The organism is Nostoc sp. UIC 10890 (assembly GCF_054786515.1).
In genome coordinates, this window is the sequence record NZ_JBSGKF010000001.1 from 1,758,428 (window position 1) to 1,784,316 (window position 25,889).

A 25,889-nucleotide genomic window follows, 5' to 3' on the forward strand; every position below is an offset into this window, starting at 1 on the left:
TTAGGAGTCTGCTCGATTACTCATAAAAAAACTATCTCACTCCTTGACAAGGCCAGCAATCAATACTACTAAACTTATCTAAAGCTTGTAACTATTTAATAACACGAACTTTAAAAAAGCCAGTAATTCCATGCACAATCGCGAAAGGTTGGTTGATTTAAGACGGACTCATTTCCAAAAACGCTTACCTCTAAATCAGCAAGTCATTAACTTAGCAGGAAATATAGATACCCATGCCTTCTTAAGAAACCCAGCCTCTCACAATATTTTTCTTTATCTGACAGACTACGTAAAAGTTTTTTCTGAGTATTGGTTTAAGACAAGCTCAAATAAGATACGCGTTCTTGATTGGGGGTGTGGTAAAGGGCATATTTCCTTTCTAATGCGTGAAATGGATGTCCAAATAACCAGTTGTGATGTGCGCGGTACTGGTACTGGTGACTCAGCTTTTGGTCAGACTACACCCATTATAGAGAAAGCATCCCTAACGGTTGTTCCTCTAGAAGATCCTTATTTACTTCCCTTCAACGATGCAAGCTTTGATGTCGTCTTAAGTTTTGGAGTCCTTGAACACGTTCCTAATGATCTTGCTTCTCTCGGTGAGATTCATCGAGTGTTAAAACCAGAGGGTCTTTTCTTTTGTTTTTTCCTTCCATACTACTTTTCTTGGACTCAGCGTTTAGCTCATTTGCGGGGAGACTTTTATCACGACCGCTTGTATTCCAAAAAGATGGTAAAAGACCTCCTCAAGCAAAGCAACTTTGAACTGCTTGACCTTTGGCATCGGCAACTTCTACCTAAAAATAGTGTTTCATACGCCAATTACCACGTTTTTGAATCTGTAGACCAATGGCTGAGTGAAAACACGCCCTTTAAATACATTGGAACTAACATTGAATTTGTGGCTTTTAAAAGTTAGGCTGCTTGTTTTGTGAGCATAAATCTAGCTATTGCTAGATGCTGAAATTCTCTCAAACGCTATAATCTACATCTGTTGCACTGAGAGATTAACTTGTGGATGTCATATTAGAACGATCGCACCAATTAAAGCAAGCCTTAGTTGATTTTGTCCTTGATGCTGAAGGCGAACTGGCAAAAGCACTGGAAACTTATGCAGCAGCACAGTCACGCCGTGGAAGTGGAGATAGTACACAGCAGGACTTAATCATCGATAGCTTTCTGACAGGCGGGAAAGTCGGTGATAAGTCACCATTAGAGTTGTTTATCGAAAGCCATCCAGATTTAGAAGAAAGCGATCGCAACCTGATCAATAGTTGGCATCATAGTTTTATTGGCTTATTTGCCATAACGAATATTCTACCTGATGGCTTTGAATTGACGAACTGGTTGACAGATAAACCCTACATCGTCAAGCCAAACAATACTCAAACATTACAGGCAATATCTCGGTTGAAAGTCGGAGAAATCTTGCTCACTCGCATTTCTCCCGTTACCGATAGCTACTGGATGTTATCTGGCCCCTACACAATAATGGGTAAATTAGGTAAACCAAAACTTGCTGTAGCAATTGGTAATTTCAAAGAAAACTATAAAAGTAATCTGTACAGCGATGCTCCAGACTTGCTAGAAGAAGCTTGGCAGTCAGTAGAAAAATATCATCAGCAGTTTGTGGACTTTTTTGGTACTGATGAAGTCACATTATCTGGATACCATCTGAATAAAAAAATAGCGGAATTCCAAGAAGTAATTACTGAGAAAACCTTTGCAGCCGCAGGAATTGATACTTCTAAATCTCTGGCGGAAGTGGCAGAAGCAGCTGGCATTGGCGATGAGGAAATAAAAGCCGCAGCACAAGAGTTCGGCGCTGATTCCAACGTCGTCTCTGAGATGTTTAACAGCAAAAGCAGCAAGAGCAAAATGGTGATGCCAAAGGTTGATTTGCCTGCTGAACTCAAGAAAGCAGAACAGGTAACGGCTCTTTCTCATCCCCGTTGGGGACAAATGTTTTTACCAACATATAGTAAGGTACAAGCAATCTTATCGGCAGACGACTGGCAAAGTGTTCAAGGGGCGGAAAAACTAGTTCGCTACTACCTAGAAGATAAAAGTATTAATGCCTTTATTTGGCATCGATTAGCACAACAGTATCCAACTCAATTAGAAAATGTGTTGCAAACATTTTTGCAACGTCCAGAATTTAGGCTTGAAAGTGACTTGGATACACTTTTGCAAGAATTCCACAAACCTCTTGAGCCAGAGTTGCCAGACATTGCCAGTGTACCCATACATTTACATAACTTATTTCAGGAAGCTTTAGGAGAAGTTAACAAAACTAAGCCAAAGGGTAAGGGACAACAAAAGCCAGCAAAGGGTTTTCAAGTTTAAGAGGGTGTTTGAAAAGTCTAAATTGTTACTAGCCTTGGCGACTAGAAGTCACGGCTACACAGACAAAACCCACCTACGTGGGTTAAAGAGTTTGATTTTGTGTTAGTCCGCGCAGGCGGACTTTGCTTGTGTAGCCGCGATTTCCAATCGCCCAAAACTTTTCAAACATCCTCTAAGTGTATTCTCTGACTTTCTCATGCAATCAAGTTGATTTTTAGAACACCAACCTTTGATACAGAATCAAAAAGGCAGAGATAACACCCAAATACTGTAACGTTACCTTGGTCGCCAACACTGAGAGTACTTGTTGGAAGGTAGAAAATTAAATTAAGAATGCCTTCAAATTTGGCTAAATATTTTCCAAATAAAAATTATTGGTGTGCAGCAAAGGTGTACGATTAATGCATTTATAAATGAAAGGTATTACTTAGCCATGCCGAATAATATCAGTACAATTCTGAGGAGAATTGTATTATCAGCTATGATAGTTTCTGCCTCTGCTACTTTGCCGCCAGTAAAAGAGGGAATTGCTCAATCAACTGATAATCGTTTACGAACACAGTTTACAGGGTTAAATAAGTGTTTAGATATCATCAATGATGGAGAAAACAACAAACCCATCATGGCTAAGTGTGGTAACTTCTCAGGACAGTTTTGGAGCATACAACCTACTCAGTCTCGTGGATATTATCGTTTACGCACACAGTTTACAGGGTCAAATAAGTGTTTAGATATCATCAATGATGGAGAAAACAATAAACCCATCATGGCTAAGTGTGGTAACTTCTCAGGACAGTTTTGGAGCATACAACCTACTCAGTCTCGTGGATATTATCGTTTACGAACACAGTTTACAGAGTCAAATAAGTGTTTAGATATCATCAATGATGGAGAAAACAATAAACCCATCATGGCTAAGTGTGGTAATTTCTCAGGACAATTGTGGAATTTATCGAAAGGTCTTTGAAAATCTGCTAGCTTCAGCTGAGTAGTTTGTAGAAGTGTACAGCTAGCTTTACACTTCCAAGACCGAGTATTTACATACAAGTATCGGTAGATAGCAGGTAAACAATCTCGCTTACGATTTCTTCTGGACTCTCAAGCTTGACTATAAATCGATCAAAACCAGCATTCAAAGCCTTATCACTTGAGACTTCCCGTGTATAAGAAGTGATAGCGATCGCAGGCAACTGTCTTAGGGATGGGCAAGAATGCACTCGAATTTGCTCAATTAACCAATTTCCATCATGATCGGGCAACTTCATATTACACAGTAGAATATCGGGATGAAGCGATTCGACCAAAACAAGGGCTTCTTCTGCATCGGTTAAAGCCATCACCTCTGCACCTGCTGCTTCCAAAATGAAGGTGAGTAAATCTGCAATATCTGGCTCATCTTCTACCAGTAAAATCGTGGTTCCAATAAGGTGCTGGAGCGAATTTAACTCAGTTTCTTGGTTGATTTTTTGATCGGTTGTCATGCCGTCCCTTTATTGCGTGCTATGGTCTGCTATTTCTATTGCAACCCATAGAGCGGAATAAGTATTCATCCTAAATACACAAACTCAGGGTGAAAAGCACTTTTATATAGTTAAATTTCTTAATATTTTGTCTATTTGGTGATGGTGTTGTAGTACTCACGAACTTGACTAATATTTTTTGGTAATAGGTAATTGGAGAAAAGCTATTACCCATTACCCATAACTCATTATCGAGGTTCAGCTTGAGTTGACACTGTTAATACTTGCGGTGGTGTAGCATCCGGCGGATAAAGAAAGTCTACTTCTACCAAAGAGCGATCGCCTGGTTTCATCTTTAATAAAACTAACGGTTCCCCTGGTTGACCTCTCTTTTGGACTAAATGTACAAACTGAGTTTGTGGCTGATTTTGGTCATTTCTGTAACGTACCCGCACTGTTCCTCGGAAGAATACTTGACGGGCTGGTGTACTAAAAAAACGTAACCCTGGTTTGACTAACTGATCCTCCTTGAGTGGTGTTTGTATGGATACACTAACGGTTTGAGGACTTTGGGTATTGTTATATAGTGGCAACTTGAGATTATATTGAATCCCATAATTGCCATGAGCGCGATATGCGGTGTCAGGATAGCGCACCAGCATAGGCGCACTTTGAATTTGACCAGTTCCTAAGGTACCGCCATGCAGGCTACTCAGAGCGTAAGAAAACACTTGACCAGGCTGGGGAATAGTTAGATACCTGGCTTTAGGATTATCTACTAATAAGGCTCTCCATCGTGAACCAGCCGCCACTCCAGCAACACGCCCATAAATTCTTGGCTTGCCAATTTCTTCTAAGGGAGTGGGGGTTTTATCGCGTGGCCCAGACACATCACTATTATTGAGTAAATTTTGCCACTCTTCTAAAGTAGGCGATCGCTCACTGCCATCAGGATTCTCCCGTGCAAACATCGCTAGGCTAGCTGCATAGACAGTGCCATTACTTTGCAATCGCATGAACGTAGACCGACCATTTAAGGGTGGTGTCAATCCCTGCACAGGAATTGGTAAATTTAGTAACATCTGACTTTGCCCAGATGGAATCTCAATCTGGGCAGGAAAAATCTCTTGTCGCCTTCCCCTAAGTACATCAGACATGACGCGATCGCCTGGCCCGGCAAAAATTTTACCTAAAAGATTTTGGCTAAAGGATGGTAATTGAATAAATGGTGCATCCGGTTGACTCAAATAACTCGCCGCTTGCCAAATATTTACCTTCACCGGTTCCGAACTAGGATTATGCAAAATTATCCCTAGATAGAGCGATCGCAAATTCTCTGCTGGTTCAGCCTTAGCAACATGGTGGGCAAAAATATCAAATCGTCCTCGAAAGGGAAAATTCAGATGCGCTGTTGGTACTTTTTTGCCATCTGATGGAAAAGTCGAGAGTAAAATTCCTTCTTTCAAAACCAATTCTGGACTATTGCTATTAAAGGTTGGCACTGTATCCAATTGACCTGGTAAAGGACGTACTTCTTGTGTTTGCACGACTTCTTCAGGTGGTGGTGTAGCAGGAGTTGATTGAGCAACTGGGAAAATTAGTAACAATGGCAACATATACTTAGATATTTCTTTCACCATACAGACATTAACAACTTGATGAAAGTGCCAGATTGTTAATAATTAATACGAAATCGGCAAGAATACCCATCAGATTTTCTTGATTGAGAACCGGAACGTGAACAAAAATACAACGTGCCGTGAGTTGATTTTGGCTTAAGTATTCCAACACTGAATAGTAAAGACCCTCACAGACAAATTTCCCACAGTCGTGGCTAATCTGAATTGCTACTGCTCCTGCTACTAATTTTTCTAAATCAACTTCTGTCTGCAAAACCATTTCTTTGCAGCTAGCAACTGCTTCCACACTTAATTGTGTACGGCTTGCAGCCATGCCACAACAGATGATGTAATCAGGTTGGATTGCCTTGATTTTTTCCATTACCTGAGTGCTGGCAAGTTGCACATCTACGGGTAACTGGCGTAAAAAAGTTAAGTGATGTGGTAGCAACCCAAGTTTGCTAACTTCAAGTAATAAATCATCAGAAGAATTTGACTGTTGATCTTTTAGCCAAGTGTCAAAAGAAGTTAATAGAATTCTTTTCTTCATAACAAATATTATTTAGAATAGAAAAACCCTCCATAATAAATTTACAAGGAGCAGGTAAATGCCAGTAATTGCGGTCGTAGATTACGAGATGGGAAATTTGCACTCAGTCTGCAAAGGCTTGGAAAAAGCTGGGGCAACTCCTAAAGTTACTTATTCTTCAAAGGAATTAGAGCAGGCAGATGCTATAGTCCTGCCGGGAGTGGGAGCATTTGATCCAGCAGTGCAACACCTGCGATCGCGTGGTTTAGAACAACCGATTAAAGAAGCGATCGCATCTGGTAAACCTTTCTTAGGAATTTGTTTAGGATTGCAAATTCTCTTTGAATCAAGTGCCGAAGGTACCCAACCAGGACTGGGAATTATCAAAGGAAAAGTACGGCGGTTTCGTCCAGAACCTGACATCACTATTCCTCACATGGGTTGGAATCAATTGGAAGTGACTCAACCAAAAAGTATTTTGTGGGAGCATTTACCATCAGATCCTTGGGTGTATTTTGTCCATTCCTACTATGTTGACCCAATAGACCCGCTAATCCGTGCAGCAACCATCACTCACGGTACTCAAACCATCACAGCTGCGATCGCCCATGAAAACCTGATGGCAGTCCAATTTCACCCCGAAAAATCCTCTAATATCGGATTGCAAATCCTGTCTAATTTCGTTGCTCAAGTCCGCGAAAAAATTCCTGCATAATATTCTTTTTGTCATTTGTTCTTTGTCTTTTGTCTAAAACTAATAACCAATGACTAATGACTAATGAGCAATGACTAATAACCAATGAGCCTGAGAATTTACGGTAATCGTCAGCTAAAAACTTTACCAGGGAAAGAAACTAGACCCACTAGTGCGCGGGTAAGAGAGGCAGTCTTTAATATTTGGCAAGGAGAAATTGCAGGTTGTCGCTGGCTAGATTTGTGCGCCGGTACTGGTTCAATGGGCGCAGAGGCTTTGTGTAGAGGAGCCAGCCTAGTAGTGGGAATTGAACAATCGAGCCGAGCCTGTGCCACCATCCAACAAAATTGGCAGCAGGTAGCTAATACCGACCAAGAATTTCGGGTATCACGGGGAGATATTACCCAGCAGTTAAAGACTTTATCAGGCAAGCAATTTGACAGAATCTACTTTGATCCACCTTATGCCAGTGGATTGTACCAGCCAGTATTAGAAGCGATCGCTCACCATCAACTTTTAGCACCTAGCGGCGAAATCGCAGTTGAACACGCCTCACAAGGTTGGACACCGCCAGAGATTCCCCTTTGGGAAATTTGCCGCCAGAAAGTTTACGGCAACACATCACTTACTTTCTACAAAATTGTGGAATGAGAAGAGAGGGAGAATATCAGAGAGCAAGGGGAGATGAGGCAGCAGAGGAAGCAAGTAAACAATTATTATTCCCCCTCGTCTTCCTCATCCTCATCATCTCCCCCACTCAAATCTCAGCACGGGCTAAACGCCCCGCTTCCGCTAACAAAACTCAACACTCCCTCATCCCCCCAACTGATTGGGGCGCTTGTATTGCTTATATGCAGCGTAAAAAAGTCCGGCGAGAGTGACGAAAACTAGACCAAGGACAATACCTGATAGCAGGGGTTCAACCACTGTAAATCTCCTCTTTGTAATTATTAAATATTCGTTGCCTGTTTTTGATTTTACCAAATTTAGTATGAATCCTGCACCCTACAGCCTTTTTGGAGGGTGACTGCCTACAAGAAAATAGTCTTCTGTGCTTGCAGACACAATCAAGAACTTTTAAGCTATGTGTAGGAAATGAAAACTTTTTAGCACACCTAGACTTTCACCGCAAACCTTTTGGATAACCAGATTACCAAACCTGAAATTTTGATTCAGCGGATCGTTTTATTGACGCTGGCCATACTGCTAGCAGTCCCTTTGGGCTTTTTTGGTGTTCAGTTGGTTCAAGCCTCCGATCCTTATGTCAAGAGTGTTCTATCCTTAACAGGAAACCCAATTCAAGGACACGCGATCTTTCAAATTAACTGTGCTGGTTGTCATGGCTTGGAAGCAGACGGGCGAGTGGGGCCCAGTTTGCAAGCTGTTTCAAAGCACAAGTCTCGGTACGGGCTGATTCACCAAGTGATCAGTGGCGAAACACCGCCAATGCCGAAATTCCAACCTAGTGCACAAGAAATGGCGGATCTTTTGAACTATTTAGAGTCTTTGTAGACCTAAGAATTTTTGGTTGGATACATCAATCCCTCATGTGAAAAGGCAGCATAGGATGTGCTGCTTTTTAAGCCTCTGAAACTTTTAACAGACCTCTAGATGCTCGATAGCGACTTAGGAGCGTCGCCCTTGGCACATCACGCTACTTGTACTTGAAGAAATTCCAAACGCTCTGGTGCAAGATGCTGCGCGTAGCTTGCTTCCTCCTAGGAATACACAGTTATCTCTAAGAACCATAGTTCAGTCTGATAACTTTGTCTTCTGAGTTGTAGTGGAGACTGTCATTAGTCATTTGTCTTTTGTCCTTGTCTTCACATCTGGTTGTATTTGCGTAGAATCTTTGATAAAAACTCATATAACCTGTATATTTTTAAGTATGTTAACAAGTAACTATTTAATTATTGGGAAAGTAAGTTAGCATACCTAACTCGGTAAAATTAAGGCAAAAGCTCCTAAAAAATGGGCTACGGTATAGCTTCTTGAACAGACTAGATATTCTTGAGATGCCCGAAAGCTAATGACTGAAGTGATCCAAATCGGTAATCGTACAATCACAGCGAGTGAACTGATTTCCTTACTGGCAAGTTACCAAATGCTGCCACAGTTGCAGCGGGAATTGATCATTGATGAGGCGATAGAGCAAAACTCAAGCTCGGACAAGTTAGCAATAGAATGTACACCTGAAGAAGTAGCCCAAGCTAAACAGCAGTTTTACGCTGAAAAACAGTTTAAAAATGAAGAAGACATCCAGGCTTGGATAGCATATCAAGGGCTGACTCCCGATCAACTAGAAGTTATTACTACTCGTAAGCTAAAAATTGAAAAATTCAAGCAAGCTACTTGGGGTAATAAACTGGAATCTTACTTTTTTCAGTCCAAAGCAAAACTGGACAAAGTAATTTATTCCCTACTGCGAACCCAGGATGTGGGAATTGCCCAAGAACTCTACTTCCGGATTCAGGCAAAAGAAAACTCTTTTGCTGACTTGGCGCGGGAATACTCACTTGGCCCAGAAGCCCAAACAGGCGGCTTGGTAGGCCCGATTGAACTGAATGCACTACATCCGGTAATGGTGCAAATGCTCTCTAGCAGTCAACCAGGTCAGATATTGCCCCCTACCCGCATCGCTGAATGGTTTGTGATTTTGCGGTTGGAAAAATTTATTCCAGCACAATTGGATGAATTTATGAAAGTGCGCTTGCTGAATGAACTTTTTGAAACTTGGCTGCAAGAACAGCAAAAGAAAATTATGTCTACTCCAAAAGGAGAGGGGCATAAAGGACGACAAGGAGAGGGCGATCAACCTTTAACCTAAGCATGGGAGGTGACTCTCATGCTTGGCTTCAAAACCGAAGGTAGCGATCGCAATTCCTTATGAAGATGTAACTTTTGAATCGCTTTCTAGCGAACTTAGCTAAGTCGAGAAGCTTGAGTGAAGCGATCAATCACATTTGACTATCACTTACTTAGACTCCTACTTCTGATAATAGAGGTTCCATAGCTTCCCAAGATAGTCCTTGTTGAATATAACGGGGTGCTTCAGGATTGTAAGGACTGGCTACTCGGTCAATGTTGAGGATGTTTGCCCCATCTGGTAGAACTGGTACATCTGCATCAAATGCAGTAGGGCGCATCAAAGAACTGGAAAAGCCTTTGAAAACAGCAATTGTATCTTGTTCATCGGCAATTTCCACCGTTACAAGCAAGACTTCTTGGGGGCGTTTAGCAGTGTATTGTTCCAATCGTTTGCCAATAGAGTTCATTGTTTTGAGGTAAGAGTAAGGCGGACAGAGACGGTTACTGTGGTGTGGCCGAGCGTCCCTGCTTGCCCAGCTTAATCAGAACAAAATAGCTTAGGTAAAGCACATAAATTACTAAACTAACTATGCCAAGAAAACCTAAGAACTCAGCCTTACTATTAGCATGGAAATATTCTTTAAATAACAACGGAGCCTCGAACCAAACGCTACAATAAGCAGTCTTCAGTACACTGGCAGAAAAAGCACAAACCAGAAAAGGGATAGAAGCTAATGTACCCAAAATACAATAAACAGTTATAGCCCATCGCCAAGAGGTAAAAATAAATTTCAAAGAGCCACTGGTTTGATACTCAATTTCATCATTGAGATCCACCCAGAACCAGAGCGAAATCGGAATCAAAATCCGAGCCATTAATCCAGAGATAAAACCAACTGGATACTGGGCAATCATTAAGTAAATCGTGATTGCTACTAGGCTTGATACTCGCCAGTATATAGTCAATAAGCGTTGTATGCCTTCTGCTTTTTGCACAAATGCCCAAATTAGAAGAATTAGCGGAATAATTACCAGGAATAATACTGCCAGTCGGTAATCAATCCAGACGAAAGGGCGAAACCAAATATTATAGTCCATAGTTTTTCTCAAACAATAGATAAAAGGAATTCAGACATCAGGAGTCAGACTTAATCAAGTGGGTTTTTATACCATTACCTGATTGTAGAGTGCTTAATAAGTTCGGGGCATAAAACCCTTTTATTCAGGAGTCAGTTGGACTCCAATTCATGCTGAATTATGACTCTTGAATTCAGCATGAATTCTTCTTGATAATAGTTTAATCAAAGCATAAAGCTCAGTAGTTAACCTCAATACTGTACTAATTAGTTATGATTCCCATAGTCATTTACGATTTCACAAAATTTATCCGAAGTAAGTAGGCGAGAAAAATTTCATGTATACGAAGAAATATAAATTAGCCGTAGGTGTGTTACGCCATAGGCTAAAACACTTTAAATTGTTGACTTTGCGTTGCTCTGTGCGACAACACATCCTACATTAAAATTCCTTAATATAGCTGTAAATATTAGCACCGACTTACTTACAAACAAGTTTATAGGGGCGTACATTTGTATGTCCCCACAGGCAATTCATTTGTTTTTTTGTTTTTAGAAAATATATTACAAGCTAAAGTAAGGAATTTTTTATCAAGAAATAATTAAGGGGGATGGGGCAACTCTCCGTGTTACCCCATCCCCCACTCTTCGCGTCTTTTTTGGTCAATCTTGGTTGCTTGCTGACCAAAGGAACAAAATTCACTTGCCTCAATTTCTAGTCGTCGTAAACCCGGCATTCAATTGCATCTGGGTTGTCATCACAATACTGTTCTAGAGAATTTTTTGGCTTGCTTTGGCGTTTGTGAGAAGCTTCGGCTTGCAATTCTTCTACTGCATCCCAAGCAGCAGCACACTCTGGTGAATTGCTACCGTTAATATCACAGACAGTACGCGCTTGTTCCACTTCTTCTTGGATTTTCTCTTGGATGTCGCCTTTTGCTGTTTCTTGGATGTTGGTCATTGCTTTAGTCTCGTTGTGTGTTGTTAATACTAGTATAGAAAAAGTTAAGAAATGGCAGTATTTAGCTTCATTACTAACTATTCTAACCATTTAGCTGATCATCAGTTAGTGCTTTAGCCCATTGATTTATAACCAATACAGCAAAATGTTGCACTTGTGATGCATTTACCTTTATTTTTTAAGATTTTGTGAAATCAGTAGCATAGATAAATAATCATACAATATATTTAGATGCCTATATTAGGGAATAATAACCCCAGCTTCTTGGGATAGAGGAGACAAAGGGCTGGCGTCAATTCTTGTAAGACGTAATTCTTCCCAAAATAAAAAATCAAAACCTACTAGCCTAAAAAGAGAAAGAAGCTCAAAACTCATGGCAGACCAAATGCAGTGGGCAAATGCCCTATCAACCCGTCATTCTTTGGAAGCCGCTGTTACAGATGTGGTGGAACGAGCTGTCTCATCGTTAACAGCACCAGCGGATCTTGGACTGGTATTCATTTCGTCTGCTTTTACGAGTGAGTATTCTCGACTGTTACCTTTGTTAGCTGAAAAACTTTCTGTGCCAATATTAATTGGCTGTAGTGGTGGAGGTGTGATTGGGACTACAGTTAACGGAGAAACCCAAGAGTTGGAAGCTGAACCAGCTATTAGCTTGACTTTAGCACACCTTCCAGGAGTGAATATTCAAGTCTTTCATGTTGTTGCGGAAGAATTACCTGACTTAGACAGTTCACCAGATGCTTGGCTTGATTTGATCGGTGTGCCACCATCACCGACACCCCAGTTCATCTTGCTGTCTAGTTCTTTCGCCTCTGGAATCAACGATTTGTTGCAGGGGCTAGATTTTGCTTATCCAGGATCAGTGATAGTGGGTGGACAGGCTAGTGGTGGGGGTATGGGTGGTCGTGTTGCTCTATTTTGTAACGATACTGATGGTGAAGAACACCAAAACCTGTACCGTGAGGGCACTGTTGGTATAGCTTTGACTGGCAATATTGTTTTGGAAACGATTGTAGCCCAAGGATGCCGACCGATTGGCAAGCCGTTGCAAGTCACAAAAGCCGATCGCAATATTATTCTGGAGTTAGATGAAAAAGTACCCTTAGTGGTGTTGCGAGATTTGATTGCCAGTCTCAGCGAACAAGAACGGATATTAGCACAGCACTCTTTGTTTGTGGGTGTGGCGATGGATGAATTTAAGCTGGCTTTACAGCAAGGAGACTTTTTAATTCGTGGTATTCTTGGGGTCGATCCAACAGCTGGGGCGATCGCAATTGGCGATCGCGTCCGTCCCGGTCAAAGGCTGCAATTCCACCTACGCGATGCTGAAGCCTCCGCTGAAGACCTTGAATTACTCCTCAAAAGTTATCAAGATCAACGAGAATCTGAACCCTCTGCCGTGGCTGCTTTGATGTTTTCCTGTCTGGGGCGAGGTGAAGGACTGTATGGTAAACCCAACTTCGATTCTGAACTATTTCGGCGCTATCTTAACGATATTCCTGTTGGTGGCTTTTTCTGTGGGGGTGAAATTGGCCCTGTTGGTGGCAGAACCTTCTTACACGCCTACACTTCAGCATTTGGAATTTGTCGCCAAAACAGTGTTGAGTGCTGAGTATTGAGTGCTGAGTGTTCAATCACCTCTTAACTCTTAACTCCTAACTCTTATCTAGCAAAAGTGTGGTGTTATTATCAATCAGAGTCAAAGTTCCACCAGTGGTGATCGCTGAGTTAGACTGTGATGCACTATATGTTTGAATGTAGCGCCGCACTTCTGGGGGAAAATGAGGGTAATCTAATACTGCATCTCCATCGGCAATAGTTGCCCAGAAGTCGCGTAAACTAGGAGCTAATTTTTTTGCCTGTGATAACGGTAAGTTTAATGGAGAGTGAGTTAGTAACTTGATTAGAAAGGGGAAAGAGCGATCGCCCATCCATTGCCGCGATGACTGTTGCAAGTCGGGGAACTCAGGTACAGACTCTACCCGATGGGATAAAATTTGCAACGATTCTTTGCCTTGGTTATCTCGATGGAACTCTAGCACTCGGTAAGGGTGAGGATAGCTAACTAAAGAACCAGTGGTAATATCATATACTCCATCTGAGTAAGCAATATCCTGAACATGCAAATGTCCAGTAAATACTAGCTTGACTCCGTAGCGCCTTAGCAACTGCAATAGTTCTGCTGAATTCGCTAACATGTAGCGATTTGCCAGTGGATGGCTCGATTGATTGGGCAAATGCTCTACCACATTATGATGCACCATCACCAAAACTAAGTCATCACCAGATGCCGCCAGCACCTCTTCTAACCACCGTAGCTGTTTGGCATCCAAACACCCCACCTGCTCACCCTGGTCATTAAATAAGTTAGAATTCAGTCCAATCAGCTTAACTCCAGGTAACAATTGACGAATGTAGTAAATCTGCCGTGGATCGTCATAGCCAAACTTCGTGTAATAGTAGGGAAAATCGGCAAAAGCAATTGATTGCTGATCAGCCGATAACACAGGAACATCATGATTACCAGGAACAACATAGACGGGAAAAGGTAGCTGGGCTAAACATTGTTGCAACCAGGCATGGTTCTCTGGTTCGCCGTGCTGGGTTAAATCTCCTGGCAACAATAAGAAATCTAAATCGAGTTGTGTTAAATGTTCTAGTACACTTTTAAATGCTGAGATACTTACTTCTACCAGATGAAATCTACTGGGATGATCCCAGATTGTGTGAGGAAGTGCCAGGTGTAAGTCGCTGACTACCGCAAAGCGAAAATTGAGAGTCATTGATTTATAAAAATGTTAAAAGCAGGGGTTAAAACAAGCCTTTTCCCAAAAGTATAACGCTTGCTTTGTTTCTCTGCGTAGGAGTGCGTCTACTTAACATTTCTATACATTAAGCATAGATTACACACTATGTTCACGATTGTTGAGTGGTCAGCACTCATAACTCAGCACTCCTGAATGCCTTTTCTGCTACTCCCCTTTTCGATAAAATAACTGAGCAGATCGGTAAGGAACAGGTTCAGAATCATGGCTCAAGCTAGTATTGGAATTATTGGTGGTAGCGGTCTTTACAAAATGGACGCTCTCAAAGATGTCGAAGAGGTGCGAGTCGAGACTCCTTTTGGTTCACCATCTGATGCTTTGATTCTGGGGACTTTAGATGGTACATGGGTAGCTTTTTTAGCGCGTCATGGTCGCAATCACACGCTTTTACCTTCCGAGTTACCGTTTCGCGCTAATATCTATGCGATGAAGCAATTGGGTGTGAAGTATTTAATTTCAGCTAGTGCTGTAGGTTCCTTGAAAGCAGAGGCAAAACCACTGGATATGGTGGTTCCAGATCAGTTTATTGACAGGACAAAAAATCGTATTTCAACGTTTTTCGGTGAGGGAATTGTTGCTCACATCGCCTTTGGTGATCCGATTTGTAAGAATTTAGCTGTTGTGTTGGCAGATGCGATCGCATCTCTCAATTTACCAGAAGTTACTCTCCATCGCGGCGGTACTTATGTGTGCATGGAAGGGCCGGCTTTTTCCACTAAAGCAGAATCGAATCTTTACCGCAATTGGGATGCAACAATCATTGGGATGACGAATTTACCAGAGGCGAAGTTAGCAAGGGAAGCGGAAATTGCTTATGCAACTTTAGCGCTGGTGACAGATTATGATTGTTGGCATCCAGACCATGACAGTGTGACGGTGGAATTGGTGATTGGTAATTTGCTGCGGAATGCTGTGAATGCTCAAAAGGTGATTCAAGAAACTGTGCGGCGCTTGAGTGAAAATCCACCACCTAGTGAGGCGCATTCGGCATTGCAGTATGCGATTTTGACTCAGTTGGATAAAGCACCAGCGGCGACGAAGGAAAAGTTAGGGTTATTGTTGCAGAAGTATTTATAGTATTGGTGATGATTGAGTGATGTCTATGACGGGCTACACCTACACTACCACAAACTCTTCAGTGACGGACTAGTATCATAAAATCATACAGGCGATCGCACGTAACTATATAAGCTGCCGTCAACAAAATCATGATTTTCGTGATAAAACTTTGCTTGTTCGTTGTATCTGGCAGATGATAGTGCGTAGGCGTAGCCCTTCGTAGACATCGCTTTTCTTCAACTGGTCGCGGCGTCTCCCACCATACATAAAAATTGGTGGGGGAGGAACGCCACTCCGGTACTGGGTACTGGGTACTGGGTAATGGGTACCAGGAATTGTTTTTTAAAATTTGGTGGTGGGTAATACCAATTCGCAATGGGCTAACGCCCCGCTCCGCTAACGCAATTAAAAAACTTAGATGCAGCAAAGTTTTCAGGGGTTACATCTGTATCAGGTTTTCGTGAAATGGTATAAGAGCAAGCACCATAATTTTTCGATTTTACACCCAGTCCCCAGTCCCTTTTACTAACTCTACCAATTGCGCCACCCACCTTTGGGTGCAACTTCATTATTAGTAGACTTCAGTCCGTGACTTTGCAACAGAGTTTGATATTCTGTGCTGCTAGCCCAGCGATCAATTTCTCGCGCCCGTAGCACTGGCACTGGATGTGTTAATTGGGCTGTACGAGCAGCTTTGACCATTTCACCCAGTTCTGTCTTGCTAATATCATCGTAAGCGCGGGCTTGGGCAACAAAGGCATCAAGATTCAGTTGCGGTGCTAAGGTTGGAGAACCCCCTGCCAACTTCATTAACACGGACATAACAACTTTGGGGTCTTGGGTTGCTAGTAATGCGGCGCGATCGCAGGTAAACTCAGCACAACGTACCCATTCTAAAAGTTGTGTCTGTATGGCTTGGGCAACAAAGGTTCCAACATTGGGCACAATTGCCGCAGCTAATATTAGTAAATTTACAGGAGTCAAGTAAACGCTATGGTCACACTTGAGATGCCCCAACTCGTGAGCAATTACTGCCTGTATTTCTTCTGGTGTGAGCATATCAATCAGGGAAGTGTGTAGCACAACAAAAGGCTGCTTACCGCGCACAGCAAAAGTATAGGCGTTGGGAGCCGGATGTTGCCTGACATATAACTGGGGAGGATCTATATCCAGGATTTTACAAGCGTCTAACAACAGCTTATGTAAATCGGGCAGTTGCTTTTCACCCACCAAAACACTGGAGGCAATATTTTCCACATAGAAAACCTGCTCTGCCATTGGCCCGAGCCAATTTCGCACCAACATATCTATGCCTGGTATCTGCTTGAGCGCTCTGGTAGCTTCCAGGTCTAATGGATGACGAAATGAGTCAGCTTTTAAACCAATCAGCGGGGTTTTGAAGAATGACATAGTGCAGCAAGCTATAAAAAACACAACTATGGAATTTGGCTGGATAGATAAACAGCCTCCCACAGTTAGTATAACGATTTAACTAGGGCGTTTCTTTTCTTGCACACTCTTAAAACCTTCAACTGGTCGTGGCGTTCCTCACTCACCAACTTTTATCTATGGTGGGGGAGGAACGCCGCTCCGGTAATGGGTACTGGGTGCTGGGTAATGGGTACCAGGAATTGTTTTTTAAAATTTGGTGGTGGGTAAGAGCAAGCACCATAATTTTTCGATTTTACACCCAGTCCCCAATCCCTAATCCCCAGTTTCTTTTACCCATCGTTAATAGGACTTACGCAAAACTATGCGCTGTAGGTGCAATTCATAAATTGCCCCTACCTGAAAATCATTCTTTTCGGCTATTGTTTGCGTAAGCCCTGCTTAAGAAAACTAAGCATGAGGCCAGACTTAGTGACATGATCAAAAGAGATCATGTTTTTATGTTGTTATATGAAAATATTGGTGCTGAATGCCGGATCGAGCAGCGAAAAGAGTTGTCTGTATGAAATTGCAGATGAAGCTCTCCCCACCCAAGCACCCCAACCCCTTTGGGAAGGGAAAATCAACTGGACTCAAGATCACGGTGTGGCAGAAATTGAGGTGAAAACTACTGCGGGTGCAAAGCTGCAAGAATCAATCTCTGGTGACTCCCGACAGGCACATCTTGACTATATGCTCAATACACTTAGTCATGGTGCTACCAAGGTAATTGATCAGTTATCAGAAATCGATGTGGTGGGGCATCGGGTAGTACATGGTGGACAGGATTATCAAGATAGTGTGGTAATTACGGAGGATGTCAAAAAGGCGATCGCTGGTTTGTCTAAGCTTGCACCAGCACATAATCCAGCCGCAGTGGAAGGAATAGAAGCAATTGAAAACATCTTAGGAAATATTACTCAAATAGCAGTGTTTGATACCGGATTTCATGCCACTCTACCCGATGCAGCAGCAATCTATCCCGGCCCATATCAGTGGGTAGAGCAAGGTATTCGTCGCTATGGGTTTCATGGTATCAGTCACCAATACTGTTCTCAACGTGCTGCCCAAATTCTTGGTCAAGATGTTGCATCTGAGCGGTTAATTACTTGTCATTTGGGCAATGGTTGCTCTTTAGCGGCGATTAAAAATGGTCGCAGTATTGATACCACTATGGGATTCACACCCCTAGAAGGATTAATGATGGGTAGTCGTTCTGGTTCAGTTGATCCGGGGATTTTAATTTACCTGTTACGCGACTGTAATTACTCCATCGAAAAATTGGATGATATCTTAAACAAAACCTCTGGGTTAAAGGGGATTTCGGGTGTATCTAGCGATATGCGTGAAGTGAGAGAAGCGATCGCTCAAGGTAATTCTCGCGCTCAACTGGCTTGGGATATCTACGTACATCGCTTGCGTTCTGGTATTGGTGCAATGCTTACTAGTTTGGGTGGATTAGATACTTTAGTCTTTACAGCGGGTGTGGGTGAACACTCTGCGGAAATTCGTCAAGCCGCCTGTGAAGCCTTTGAATTTTTGGGATTAAAACTTGACCTTGAGAAAAATCAACAGCAGCCGATGGATGAGGATATTGCTACATCCGATTCAGTAGTACGGGTATTGGTTATTCATACTCAAGAAGATTGGGCGATCGCTCAACAGTGTTGGCAACTTGTAAAAAAAGTTCGTGACATGTAATTCGTAATTAGCAAGTCTGTTTTAATCTAAGCAATATTGTTTCAAACCCGATTTTCAAGCTAGTAACCAACGCATACAACCTTTAGCAACTTGCCCCACTATAATGCTAAAAACCCATTTTAAGAGCGGTCCAATTAGTGACAAAAATAGTAAAAATAAGAAATCAGTCGGAGTAAGAAGAAAAATACTAGAAGTGATACAAGTTAGTCCCCACGCCAGCCAATTTCGAGATTGAGAACTGATAGAAGTCCATCTCGGAAGTTGATTAACGAGCCAATAGCGAATAGTCGCAAAGACAAAAGATGTTACTAGTCCAGCAAATATTGACAATGAAAGTGTAAGTGATTGTGCTAAGTGTAATTTCCAAGCGAAAAAAGTAGCAGGAAACAGCGAAGCTAGCTCCCAAGCGAATAGATTTAATTTAGTCCGAAGATAGCTTAGTATTTGTTCAATAAGCCAATAATGTACATAAACAATATTTAAACACTCAGGATTTTGGATAAAGTCACTCTTGATTTTGTGAATGATGTCGCCACAAAATAAGACATTACTTTGTAAAACAATATCTTGCTCTTTCCAAAAAGATAAACCTGATGTATCTTCTTGATAATAAAAATTAAAAGTAACTCCGTACTGTAACGCAGATTTATTTTGTAATGATTTATTCCAGAATAATTTGATAAAACTTACTATAAAAGTATCGTCAAAAAATTTTAATTTTTTTTTATTAATAGCTAATTTCTTGTATTGTACAGTATTTTTGCTAAAGCAAATTTTATCGCTAAAGCAGTTGTAGTACCAAATGTAAGCTAATAATTTTGGTGGAACGTACAGAGAGCAGCCTATTTTTCGCGCTTCCTCAATTTGTTTTAAAACTGCCCTATTTAGATAAAAATTATACTGTCCTGGCTCAACCTTAATTTCAAGTTCAATAGGAGTGCTTTGAGGTATTTGCACAAAGAAAGAGAGTTGAACATCATCTTCATTATTTGTGTGTGTTTTATAAGCTTTCATTGTCGGGATAATTTTGCGATATTTTGTATAATACCAATCAGAAACTCTAGCGTTCCACGCCACTGTTTTTCTCCAGCAACTATCCCTTCATTATGTATTTTTAAGATTAAATCTCTATCTCCTTCAGGTAATTGAAATAACTTTTTATGGTAACGGCTGATAATATCTCCATCTAACTGCATAACAGTTTGAGCATAGATAATATCAATATCTACACTGTTAATCTGACCACCATCTAGTGCAGCTTTAAGTTCAGACATTTTCCGTAAAGTACGAATGAATTTCCCATTATTCAAAAGCTGTTCAATCTCTTTCCACCTTTGCTGCAAATTCTTTTGATTATCTTCTTCATCTGTAACAGGAGTTGGAGCAGGCAATATCGGTCGAGCTAGCTTTATGTATACCGGATCTTCCGGAAGAATATTTGGATCATTTTCCAATTCATATTTAAGACGCTCCTGATATCGTACTATCCTAGGATCTGGATCACTAGTATCAGTACTTTTTTCAAGAAGAATATAAAAATATTCTTTTTCTAGCTGCGAAAATAGACTTTTATAAAGTTTTTGTAATTCATAGGCTTGAGTCTTTTCTGGTTCTGGTAAAATCTCTGGATTTGGAATTCCTTTAACATGAAAATAGTCTTTATCTTTTATTGAATAAATCTCTTCATAGGCCTGCCAAGCATTAAACTTTGCGCCAGTAATTTGCTCGACAACCATCGTATTTACTTCTAAAGCTGTAATATCATCGACTAATCCATGTACAGATGAAACTATTTTCCCTAGCAAATCCCTGGCTTGTTCTTGAATTTGGTTGGACATAATAACAATTTCCTTGATTTTACTAAAGCAAATTAACCTACAGATTTGGACAAGTTCCGATGCTGTAGGTATTTTAGGGTGATTATTAATAAATAACGATTATTATGGACGGGATGGCAATTGTTGTGAAGTTTTACGAGATTTCATGATTTCTATAAAAAATCCATAAAGCTTTTGCAAACTTTCTATATTTTTCTGCATAATTTCTCGACTTTCTTTTATTTGACTTAGATGAAATTCGCGAAGTTCTGTATATGGGCCACTACCAACAAATTGACTACCAACTTCATTATTGATATCACCATCAATTAAATTGATTATGGTATGCATTCGATTCCCTGGTTGAGCAATTTGTTGCCCTTTTATTTCTTCAATTTGAGTAGATGACTCTGGAACCCAAGTGGTAATTTCTAGCTCAACAACTTCAACTATTGCTGTTTGAATGGCATCAATAATGTCATCAATATTGAATCCTTCTCCTTTTGTATTCAGCTTTTTAACTTTTCTTTTAAATTCACTACTTGGTTTGCTCCATTGACTATTTCTTTCCCCATTTTCGCTAGCTTGACCATTACTTTCTGTGTTTTCGTCAACAACATGATTCACCATGATATTTTGGGGGTTACAGATTTAAATATAAACAAAATACAATTTTAGGTTATGTCAAAACTTTCAAGGCTTTTACTAAAAAAAAGTAACTAAAGTCAAAAGAACTTAATATTTTAAGAAATTTTTCCTGAAAAAAGCTATGCTTTTCTAAAGCAAAATTTATCTTAGAAAAAGAATAATACCATTTTAGATTTTGGAACCACTGCGTTGCAGTGAGTTCAGCATTACGGAAGAGGTTTCCCCATTTTTTTTGTAGTGGCGTGATTCTGAAAGGATTTTTAAGTAGCTTTTGGGCATTTCGTTACAATCGGTATAAATTAGATTCTACTCTTAGACAAATGAGCCTAAAGTGGATCTCAGAGTCAATTAAATTATAAGTATAATATAATACTCATAGTTTAACTAATTTATTTTAATCAACCTGGTTGATATTTTGCCTAGCAAAGCGTAGAGGCGCAAGCTCTGGTCGAATTTTCTTATATTACTATGTATATAATAATATAGTTATGCTGATAAAAACAAGAAAAATATGTTGCTAGATCGTCAAGCTTTTACTACACCTTTAGTAGCTTGTGTATGTATATTAGGAGTGGGATTGATTCAATTTCCGCAATTACAAAAACTAATAAGTGGCAAACAATCTGCCTCTTTAGAAACCCTAGAGAAAGAAATAAAATCTGAAAATATCCGTCTTAATTTACTCCAAAAAATGCCTAGTTTTGGTTATGATAACTTCATCGCAGATTTGGTATATCTCAATTTTTTACAATATTTCGGAGATGATGAAGTTCGGAATAAAACAGGTTACAGTTTAAGTCCAGAATATTTTGAAGTAATTTTAGAACGTGACCCGCGATTTTTAGCAGCGTATAGGAGTCTTTCTATTAGTACTTCATTGTATGCTGCCATGCCAGAACGTGCGATCGCAATATCAGAGAAAGGTTTAAAATCACTATCTCCCTCAGTTCCCGAAAGGTCTTATTACATCTGGCGTTATAAAGGAGTTGATGAGTTATTATTTTTAGGCAACGCGAAAGCTGCCCAACAATCTTTTGCAACGGCGGCAAACTGGGCTAGTAACTTTTCCGATGAAGAGAGTCAGCTTATAGCTACTACTTCCCAAAAAACTGCGGAATTTCTGAGTCGAAATCCTAACAGTAAATATGCCCAAATTTCTACTTGGTCGATGATTTTAAATAATCAAGTTGATGAGAGAACTCAGAAACGAGCAATTAGGGAAATAGAAGCCTTGGGAGGAAAAGTAGTTACAACTCCTGAAGGTAATAATAAAATTGTATTTCCACCAAAAGATTAAGCAATGGGGCGTTGGAAATTGGGCAAATGATAAATGACAAATGAGATTTTTTGGTACAACGGTAAACTAATTAAGTCTCAAACCTTAGAGTTAAATATTAATGATCCAGGTTTACTTTATGGGGCAACTGTTTTTACAACATTGCGGATTTATCATAACTCGCTAGATAGTAATTTAACTAATTGGCAAGCACACTGCGATCGCTTACTCTTCTCACTACAAACTTTTGGCTGGCATCAACCAGACTGGAATCGTGTGCGTCAAGGTGCCGAAATCCTCCTTGCACACTTCCCCGTTCTCAGAATTACCCTTTTTCCCGATGGACGGGAATGGATAACTGGCAGATTATTACCACAAAATTTGACAGAAAAACAAAAAAATGGTGTTATCTGCGCCGTTGCTAGTTCAGAATTTTCTCGCTCTCTCCCCTCTCATAAAACTGGAAACTATTTGAGTGCTTGGTTAGCAAAAACTAGTTTAGATGCTCAAGAAGCAATATTAGTCGATGCTCAAGGGAATTGGCTAGAAACCAGTACAGGCAACCTTTGGGGATGGTGCGATCGCAGTTGGTACACGCCACCAATAAAGGCAGGAATTTTGCCGGGAATTTTGCGATCGCAACTTGTAAACTGGCTGCAAAACCAGCAGCAGCCAGTGCGGGAAGAAACTTGGAGCGTAGAGTTAGTCCAGAGATTTGAAGCGATCGCCTACACTAATAGTGTGGTAGAAATTATTCCCATTCATACCGTTAATCAGCCTTCAGGGTCGCTACAATATAATCCCTACCATCAGAGTTTTCAGCTAATAAAGGGGCTTTTTTAAGTATGACACTCACGCCAAATTTGTTATATCTTAAGATAAGTTAACATAATTCTTAATAATGACTTTTCTGAGTAGAGAAGCTAGGCATCGCGCGAAAAATACCGGAGGATAGACCTTAGTGAATAAAAGATGGAGAAATGCAGGGCTGTACGCGCTGCTGTTTATTGTCGTAATTGCGCTGGGAACAGCATTTTTTGACAAACAACCCCAAAGCAGAGAGACATGGCGATACAGTCGCTTTATTCAAGAAGTTCAGCAAGGCAGAGTAGAAAAAGTCAGTTTGAGTGCAGATCGCTCCACAGCACTGGTTACACCCAAATATGACCCAGCGAAACGGATTGTTACCTTAGTCAACGATCCAGACCTGATTAATACTCTGACTTCTAAAGGCGTTGATATTTCTGTTTTGCCCCAAACCGATGAAGGATTTTGGTTTAAGGCACTAAGCAGCTTATTTTTCCCTGTATTACTTTTGGTTGGCTTATTCTTCTTGCTACGTCGCGCTCAAAGTGGCCCAGGCAGCCAAGCGATGAACTTTGGCAAATCCAAAGCCAGAGTGCAAATGGAACCACAAACTCAGGTGACATTTAGTGATGTCGCTGGTATTGACCAAGCCAAGTTGGAATTAAACGAAGTCGTAGACTTTTTGAAAAACGCCGATCGCTTTACCGCTGTTGGTGCAAAAATTCCTAAAGGTGTGCTGTTAGTTGGCCCTCCTGGTACAGGTAAAACCCTCCTAGCTCGTGCCGTAGCTGGTGAAGCAGGTGTACCGTTCTTCTCGATCTCCGGTTCGGAATTTGTGGAAATGTTCGTAGGTGTGGGTGCATCCCGCGTCCGCGATTTATTTGAACAAGCTAAGACTAATGCTCCTTGTATCGTCTTCATCGATGAAATTGACGCCGTAGGTCGTCAACGGGGTGCAGGTTTAGGTGGTGGTAATGATGAGCGGGAACAAACCCTCAACCAGTTGCTCACAGAAATGGACGGCTTTGAAGGTAATACTGGCATCATCATTATTGCCGCTACCAACCGTCCTGATGTCCTAGATGCAGCACTGTTGCGTCCTGGTCGCTTTGACCGTCAAGTTGTGGTAGACCGTCCCGACTATGCCGGACGCAGCGAAATTCTCAAGGTTCACGCCCGTGGCAAAACCTTGGCGAAAGATGTGGACTTGGATAAAATTGCCCGTCGTACACCTGGATTTACTGGCGCAGATTTATCCAACCTGTTGAATGAAGCCGCAATTCTGGCAGCACGCCGGAATTTGACTGAGATTTCGATGGATGAAATCAACGACGCAATTGATCGCGTATTAGCTGGGCCAGAGAAGAAAGACCGAGTAATGAGCGAAAAGCGTAAAACCTTGGTTGCTTATCACGAAGCTGGTCACGCCTTAGTTGGTGCTTTAATGCCCGACTATGACCCAGTACAAAAAATTAGCATTATTCCTCGTGGTCGCGCAGGTGGTTTAACTTGGTTTACCCCCAGCGAAGACCGGATGGACACTGGTTTATACAGCCGCGCTTATCTAGAAAATCAGATGGCAGTGGCTTTGGGTGGTCGGATTGCTGAAGAATTAATCTTTGGTGAAGAAGAAGTTACCACTGGTGCTTCTAATGACCTCCAACAAGTAGCACGGGTTGCTCGTCAGATGATTACCCGATTTGGAATGAGCGATCGCTTAGGCCCTGTTGCCCTTGGTCGTCAACAAGGTAACATGTTCCTCGGAAGAGATATCATGTCAGAGCGCGATTTTTCTGAAGAAACCGCCGCTGCCATTGATGAAGAAGTTCGTAAACTTGTAGATGTTGCCTATACACGCGCTAAAGAAGTGTTAGTGGGCAACCGCCACATTTTAGATCAGATAGCACAAATGCTAGTTGACAAAGAAACCGTAGACGCTGAAGAGTTGCAAGAAATTCTGTCGAATAACGATGTGACAACTGCTGCGTTTGCCTAATTTAATGAGAAGTGATGAGTTAAAAACAATTTCTAACTCTTAATTTTTGAAATTCGGGGTAATTCTGAGATTTTCCAGAGTTACCCCAATTTTTTTAATTCCTTGTCAAAAGCCCGGCCATGAAGACCGGGCTTTTAATCATAAATGGGGTTATATACCCCGAAGGTTTCGTTATAGAGTTTCAGTATAAATCGGTAGTCTGATAGAGACTACCATCTGACCATAATCAATTCCGGAAAATTAGAAAAATTTTTCTAGATACGCGACTCAATACTTTTCGGTTAAAGGGGAAGGAAAAAGCCTAGAAATCGAGGTAATTCGGAGATTTTACGAATTACCCTGATTGTGATCAAGACAAAAGAATCTATGCATTCTGTGGCACACCCCTTACAGCGATCAAATAGATAACTTTCTGAATCTTTACAAGACTAGCGTGAAGAATGACTGGATGCTCAACCAGTCGCCGATTCTAAACTCTGGATGCCGGTTTCAAAAATAGCCACGCCACAAAGAACGTAGCCGCTGTGAATAGTTGCGTCAAGTCCAAAGCAGATAGATAACCATCTGCAAATGAAGCAATACTGCGATCGGTAATGCCAAATACCCAGGATGACAAGCCAAATAGCCAAATCCCATTCTTGAGATTTCCGACGAACTCTTTAGAGTCTGATGGTTCTTGGTCGTTCATGATCTTCTGCTCCGTTAGTGAAGAATCTGGTGATTGATGCAAAATACCTGTCATTAGGAATTTTTTTGGACTCCTGACGCTGAATTTACACTTACTATTAATAATATTAATAAATATTTCACCTGCTTGACTTCACTACCCAAAGGTA

The 25,889-nt window shown here is 41.1% G+C and carries 27 protein-coding genes; 13 read left to right on the forward strand and 14 right to left on the reverse strand.

What is annotated here, in order from left to right; all coding sequences use genetic code 11:
* Positions 1-130 precede the first annotated feature (130 nt).
* The 3 genes from ACWATR_RS06935 (at position 131) to ACWATR_RS06945 (ending at position 3,313) form a co-directional block, all read left to right on the forward strand.
* Positions 131-919, forward strand: coding sequence for a class I SAM-dependent methyltransferase (locus ACWATR_RS06935; RefSeq protein ID WP_460330787.1), 789 nt, complete (start codon positions 131-133; stop codon positions 917-919).
* Between the two features lie 95 nt (positions 920-1,014).
* Positions 1,015-2,346, forward strand: a complete 1,332-nt coding sequence (locus ACWATR_RS06940; protein ID WP_460330790.1) for a hypothetical protein — start codon at positions 1,015-1,017, stop codon at positions 2,344-2,346.
* 481 nt (positions 2,347-2,827) lie between these two features.
* Positions 2,828-3,313 (forward strand): RICIN domain-containing protein, encoded by a 486-nt coding sequence (locus ACWATR_RS06945; RefSeq protein WP_460330792.1) that lies wholly within the window; start codon positions 2,828-2,830, stop codon positions 3,311-3,313.
* A gap of 70 nt (positions 3,314-3,383) precedes the next feature.
* Here the strand turns inward: ACWATR_RS06945 and ACWATR_RS06950 are convergent, their stop codons facing one another.
* The 3 genes from ACWATR_RS06950 to ACWATR_RS06960 all read right to left on the reverse strand — a co-directional run bounded on the left by ACWATR_RS06950 (position 3,384) and on the right by ACWATR_RS06960 (position 5,975).
* A complete protein-coding gene (locus tag ACWATR_RS06950; RefSeq protein WP_460330795.1) occupies positions 3,384-3,827 on the reverse strand; it encodes a response regulator in 444 nt (147 codons plus the stop codon).
* Between the two features lie 227 nt (positions 3,828-4,054).
* The gene (locus ACWATR_RS06955; protein WP_460330797.1) at positions 4,055-5,422 is read right to left on the reverse strand and encodes a DUF3370 domain-containing protein; all 1,368 of its coding nucleotides are present in this window, start codon (positions 5,420-5,422) and stop codon (positions 4,055-4,057) included.
* Positions 5,423-5,453: 31 nt separating this feature from the next.
* A complete protein-coding gene (locus ACWATR_RS06960) occupies positions 5,454-5,975 on the reverse strand; it encodes a pyroglutamyl-peptidase I family protein (protein WP_460330800.1) in 522 nt (173 codons plus the stop codon).
* A gap of 58 nt (positions 5,976-6,033) precedes the next feature.
* Between ACWATR_RS06960 and hisH the strand changes: the two genes are divergently transcribed.
* Both hisH and rsmD read left to right on the forward strand, forming a co-directional pair.
* Positions 6,034-6,669: an imidazole glycerol phosphate synthase subunit HisH gene (gene hisH, locus ACWATR_RS06965; protein WP_420759404.1), complete on the forward strand. Its 636-nt coding sequence runs from the start codon at positions 6,034-6,036 to the stop codon at positions 6,667-6,669.
* An 84-nt stretch (positions 6,670-6,753) separates the two neighbouring features.
* The gene (gene rsmD, locus ACWATR_RS06970) at positions 6,754-7,299 is read left to right on the forward strand and encodes a 16S rRNA (guanine(966)-N(2))-methyltransferase RsmD (protein ID WP_460330804.1); all 546 of its coding nucleotides are present in this window, start codon (positions 6,754-6,756) and stop codon (positions 7,297-7,299) included.
* Between the two features lie 162 nt (positions 7,300-7,461).
* Here rsmD and petG read toward each other — a convergent pair whose 3' ends face one another.
* Positions 7,462-7,575 carry a cytochrome b6-f complex subunit V gene (gene petG / locus ACWATR_RS06975; RefSeq protein ID WP_063721252.1) on the reverse strand — a complete coding sequence of 38 codons (114 nt, stop codon included), beginning with the start codon at positions 7,573-7,575 and terminating at the stop codon, positions 7,462-7,464.
* A gap of 210 nt (positions 7,576-7,785) precedes the next feature.
* On the opposite strand from petG, the gene ACWATR_RS06980 reads away from it, so the two are divergent.
* On the forward strand, positions 7,786-8,160 hold the full coding sequence (locus ACWATR_RS06980; RefSeq protein WP_069074395.1) for a c-type cytochrome: 375 nt from the start codon (positions 7,786-7,788) through the stop codon (positions 8,158-8,160).
* A gap of 517 nt (positions 8,161-8,677) precedes the next feature.
* Positions 8,678-9,475, forward strand: a complete 798-nt coding sequence (locus ACWATR_RS06985; RefSeq protein ID WP_460330808.1) for a peptidylprolyl isomerase — start codon at positions 8,678-8,680, stop codon at positions 9,473-9,475.
* 151 nt (positions 9,476-9,626) lie between these two features.
* Here ACWATR_RS06985 and ACWATR_RS06990 read toward each other — a convergent pair whose 3' ends face one another.
* The 3 genes from ACWATR_RS06990 to ACWATR_RS07000 all read right to left on the reverse strand — a co-directional run bounded on the left by ACWATR_RS06990 (position 9,627) and on the right by ACWATR_RS07000 (position 11,493).
* Positions 9,627-9,923 carry a DUF7734 family protein gene (locus ACWATR_RS06990; protein WP_181930857.1) on the reverse strand — a complete coding sequence of 99 codons (297 nt, stop codon included), beginning with the start codon at positions 9,921-9,923 and terminating at the stop codon, positions 9,627-9,629.
* Positions 9,924-9,957: 34 nt separating this feature from the next.
* Positions 9,958-10,554 (reverse strand): DUF3177 family protein, encoded by a 597-nt coding sequence (locus tag ACWATR_RS06995; protein WP_460330811.1) that lies wholly within the window; start codon positions 10,552-10,554, stop codon positions 9,958-9,960.
* A gap of 693 nt (positions 10,555-11,247) precedes the next feature.
* A complete protein-coding gene (locus ACWATR_RS07000) occupies positions 11,248-11,493 on the reverse strand; it encodes a Calvin cycle protein CP12 (protein WP_069074399.1) in 246 nt (81 codons plus the stop codon).
* A gap of 373 nt (positions 11,494-11,866) precedes the next feature.
* Between ACWATR_RS07000 and ACWATR_RS07005 the strand changes: the two genes are divergently transcribed.
* Positions 11,867-13,108 (forward strand): FIST signal transduction protein, encoded by a 1,242-nt coding sequence (locus ACWATR_RS07005; protein WP_460330814.1) that lies wholly within the window; start codon positions 11,867-11,869, stop codon positions 13,106-13,108.
* A gap of 43 nt (positions 13,109-13,151) precedes the next feature.
* Here ACWATR_RS07005 and ACWATR_RS07010 read toward each other — a convergent pair whose 3' ends face one another.
* On the reverse strand, positions 13,152-14,279 hold the full coding sequence (locus tag ACWATR_RS07010) for a metallophosphoesterase family protein (RefSeq protein ID WP_460330816.1): 1,128 nt from the start codon (positions 14,277-14,279) through the stop codon (positions 13,152-13,154).
* 246 nt (positions 14,280-14,525) lie between these two features.
* Between ACWATR_RS07010 and ACWATR_RS07015 the strand changes: the two genes are divergently transcribed.
* On the forward strand, positions 14,526-15,398 hold the full coding sequence (locus ACWATR_RS07015) for an S-methyl-5'-thioadenosine phosphorylase (RefSeq protein WP_460330819.1): 873 nt from the start codon (positions 14,526-14,528) through the stop codon (positions 15,396-15,398).
* Positions 15,399-15,481: 83 nt separating this feature from the next.
* Here ACWATR_RS07015 and ACWATR_RS07020 read toward each other — a convergent pair whose 3' ends face one another.
* Positions 15,482-15,607: a hypothetical protein gene (locus tag ACWATR_RS07020; RefSeq protein ID WP_460330821.1), complete on the reverse strand. Its 126-nt coding sequence runs from the start codon at positions 15,605-15,607 to the stop codon at positions 15,482-15,484.
* 304 nt (positions 15,608-15,911) lie between these two features.
* Entirely contained in the window at positions 15,912-16,790 is an 879-nt protein-coding gene (locus ACWATR_RS07025; protein WP_460330823.1) for a M48 family metallopeptidase, read from the reverse strand.
* 489 nt (positions 16,791-17,279) lie between these two features.
* Between ACWATR_RS07025 and ACWATR_RS07030 the strand changes: the two genes are divergently transcribed.
* Positions 17,280-18,509 carry an acetate kinase gene (locus ACWATR_RS07030; RefSeq protein WP_460330826.1) on the forward strand — a complete coding sequence of 410 codons (1,230 nt, stop codon included), beginning with the start codon at positions 17,280-17,282 and terminating at the stop codon, positions 18,507-18,509.
* A 54-nt stretch (positions 18,510-18,563) separates the two neighbouring features.
* Here the strand turns inward: ACWATR_RS07030 and ACWATR_RS07035 are convergent, their stop codons facing one another.
* The 3 genes from ACWATR_RS07035 to ACWATR_RS07045 form a co-directional block, all read right to left on the reverse strand.
* Positions 18,564-19,586: a hypothetical protein gene (locus ACWATR_RS07035; protein ID WP_460330829.1), complete on the reverse strand. Its 1,023-nt coding sequence runs from the start codon at positions 19,584-19,586 to the stop codon at positions 18,564-18,566.
* Positions 19,520-20,347, reverse strand: coding sequence for a hypothetical protein (locus ACWATR_RS07040; protein WP_460330832.1), 828 nt, complete (start codon positions 20,345-20,347; stop codon positions 19,520-19,522). Before ACWATR_RS07040 ends, ACWATR_RS07035 begins: the two co-directional genes overlap by 67 nt.
* A gap of 102 nt (positions 20,348-20,449) precedes the next feature.
* A complete protein-coding gene (locus ACWATR_RS07045) occupies positions 20,450-20,956 on the reverse strand; it encodes a hypothetical protein (protein ID WP_460330835.1) in 507 nt (168 codons plus the stop codon).
* A 529-nt stretch (positions 20,957-21,485) separates the two neighbouring features.
* Between ACWATR_RS07045 and ACWATR_RS07050 the strand changes: the two genes are divergently transcribed.
* The 3 genes from ACWATR_RS07050 (at position 21,486) to ftsH3 (ending at position 25,053) form a co-directional block, all read left to right on the forward strand.
* Positions 21,486-22,271 carry a hypothetical protein gene (locus tag ACWATR_RS07050; RefSeq protein ID WP_460330838.1) on the forward strand — a complete coding sequence of 262 codons (786 nt, stop codon included), beginning with the start codon at positions 21,486-21,488 and terminating at the stop codon, positions 22,269-22,271.
* Positions 22,272-22,304: 33 nt separating this feature from the next.
* On the forward strand, positions 22,305-23,093 hold the full coding sequence (locus ACWATR_RS07055; protein WP_460330841.1) for an aminotransferase class IV: 789 nt from the start codon (positions 22,305-22,307) through the stop codon (positions 23,091-23,093).
* A gap of 118 nt (positions 23,094-23,211) precedes the next feature.
* Positions 23,212-25,053 carry an ATP-dependent zinc metalloprotease FtsH3 gene (gene ftsH3 / locus ACWATR_RS07060; protein WP_069074409.1) on the forward strand — a complete coding sequence of 614 codons (1,842 nt, stop codon included), beginning with the start codon at positions 23,212-23,214 and terminating at the stop codon, positions 25,051-25,053.
* 469 nt (positions 25,054-25,522) lie between these two features.
* Here ftsH3 and ACWATR_RS07065 read toward each other — a convergent pair whose 3' ends face one another.
* The gene (locus ACWATR_RS07065; RefSeq protein ID WP_069074410.1) at positions 25,523-25,741 is read right to left on the reverse strand and encodes a hypothetical protein; all 219 of its coding nucleotides are present in this window, start codon (positions 25,739-25,741) and stop codon (positions 25,523-25,525) included.
* Positions 25,742-25,889 lie beyond the last annotated feature (148 nt).

Coding starts and splice junctions, on each gene's coding strand:
- ACWATR_RS06945 (WP_460330792.1), top strand. CDS start 2,828: ATGATAGTTTCTGCCTCTGCTACTTTGCCGCCAGTAAAAGAGGGAATT.
- ACWATR_RS07055 (WP_460330841.1), top strand. CDS start 22,305: ATGACAAATGAGATTTTTTGGTACAACGGTAAACTAATTAAGTCTCAA.
- hisH (WP_420759404.1), top strand. CDS start 6,034: ATGCCAGTAATTGCGGTCGTAGATTACGAGATGGGAAATTTGCACTCA.
- ACWATR_RS07000 (WP_069074399.1), bottom strand. CDS start 11,493: ATGACCAACATCCAAGAAACAGCAAAAGGCGACATCCAAGAGAAAATC.
- ACWATR_RS07005 (WP_460330814.1), top strand. CDS start 11,867: ATGGCAGACCAAATGCAGTGGGCAAATGCCCTATCAACCCGTCATTCT.
- ACWATR_RS07025 (WP_460330823.1), bottom strand. CDS start 16,790: ATGTCATTCTTCAAAACCCCGCTGATTGGTTTAAAAGCTGACTCATTT.
- ACWATR_RS06990 (WP_181930857.1), bottom strand. CDS start 9,923: ATGAACTCTATTGGCAAACGATTGGAACAATACACTGCTAAACGCCCC.
- ACWATR_RS07015 (WP_460330819.1), top strand. CDS start 14,526: ATGGCTCAAGCTAGTATTGGAATTATTGGTGGTAGCGGTCTTTACAAA.
- ACWATR_RS06955 (WP_460330797.1), bottom strand. CDS start 5,422: ATGTTGCCATTGTTACTAATTTTCCCAGTTGCTCAATCAACTCCTGCT.
- ACWATR_RS06985 (WP_460330808.1), top strand. CDS start 8,678: ATGACTGAAGTGATCCAAATCGGTAATCGTACAATCACAGCGAGTGAA.
- ACWATR_RS06960 (WP_460330800.1), bottom strand. CDS start 5,975: ATGAAGAAAAGAATTCTATTAACTTCTTTTGACACTTGGCTAAAAGAT.
- ACWATR_RS07045 (WP_460330835.1), bottom strand. CDS start 20,956: ATGGTGAATCATGTTGTTGACGAAAACACAGAAAGTAATGGTCAAGCT.
- ACWATR_RS06950 (WP_460330795.1), bottom strand. CDS start 3,827: ATGACAACCGATCAAAAAATCAACCAAGAAACTGAGTTAAATTCGCTC.
- ACWATR_RS07065 (WP_069074410.1), bottom strand. CDS start 25,741: ATGAACGACCAAGAACCATCAGACTCTAAAGAGTTCGTCGGAAATCTC.
- ACWATR_RS07030 (WP_460330826.1), top strand. CDS start 17,280: ATGAAAATATTGGTGCTGAATGCCGGATCGAGCAGCGAAAAGAGTTGT.
- ACWATR_RS06995 (WP_460330811.1), bottom strand. CDS start 10,554: ATGGACTATAATATTTGGTTTCGCCCTTTCGTCTGGATTGATTACCGA.
- ACWATR_RS06935 (WP_460330787.1), top strand. CDS start 131: ATGCACAATCGCGAAAGGTTGGTTGATTTAAGACGGACTCATTTCCAA.
- ACWATR_RS07040 (WP_460330832.1), bottom strand. CDS start 20,347: ATGTCCAACCAAATTCAAGAACAAGCCAGGGATTTGCTAGGGAAAATA.
- rsmD (WP_460330804.1), top strand. CDS start 6,754: ATGAGCCTGAGAATTTACGGTAATCGTCAGCTAAAAACTTTACCAGGG.
- ACWATR_RS07010 (WP_460330816.1), bottom strand. CDS start 14,279: ATGACTCTCAATTTTCGCTTTGCGGTAGTCAGCGACTTACACCTGGCA.
- ACWATR_RS07050 (WP_460330838.1), top strand. CDS start 21,486: ATGTTGCTAGATCGTCAAGCTTTTACTACACCTTTAGTAGCTTGTGTA.
- ACWATR_RS07020 (WP_460330821.1), bottom strand. CDS start 15,607: ATGTCTACGAAGGGCTACGCCTACGCACTATCATCTGCCAGATACAAC.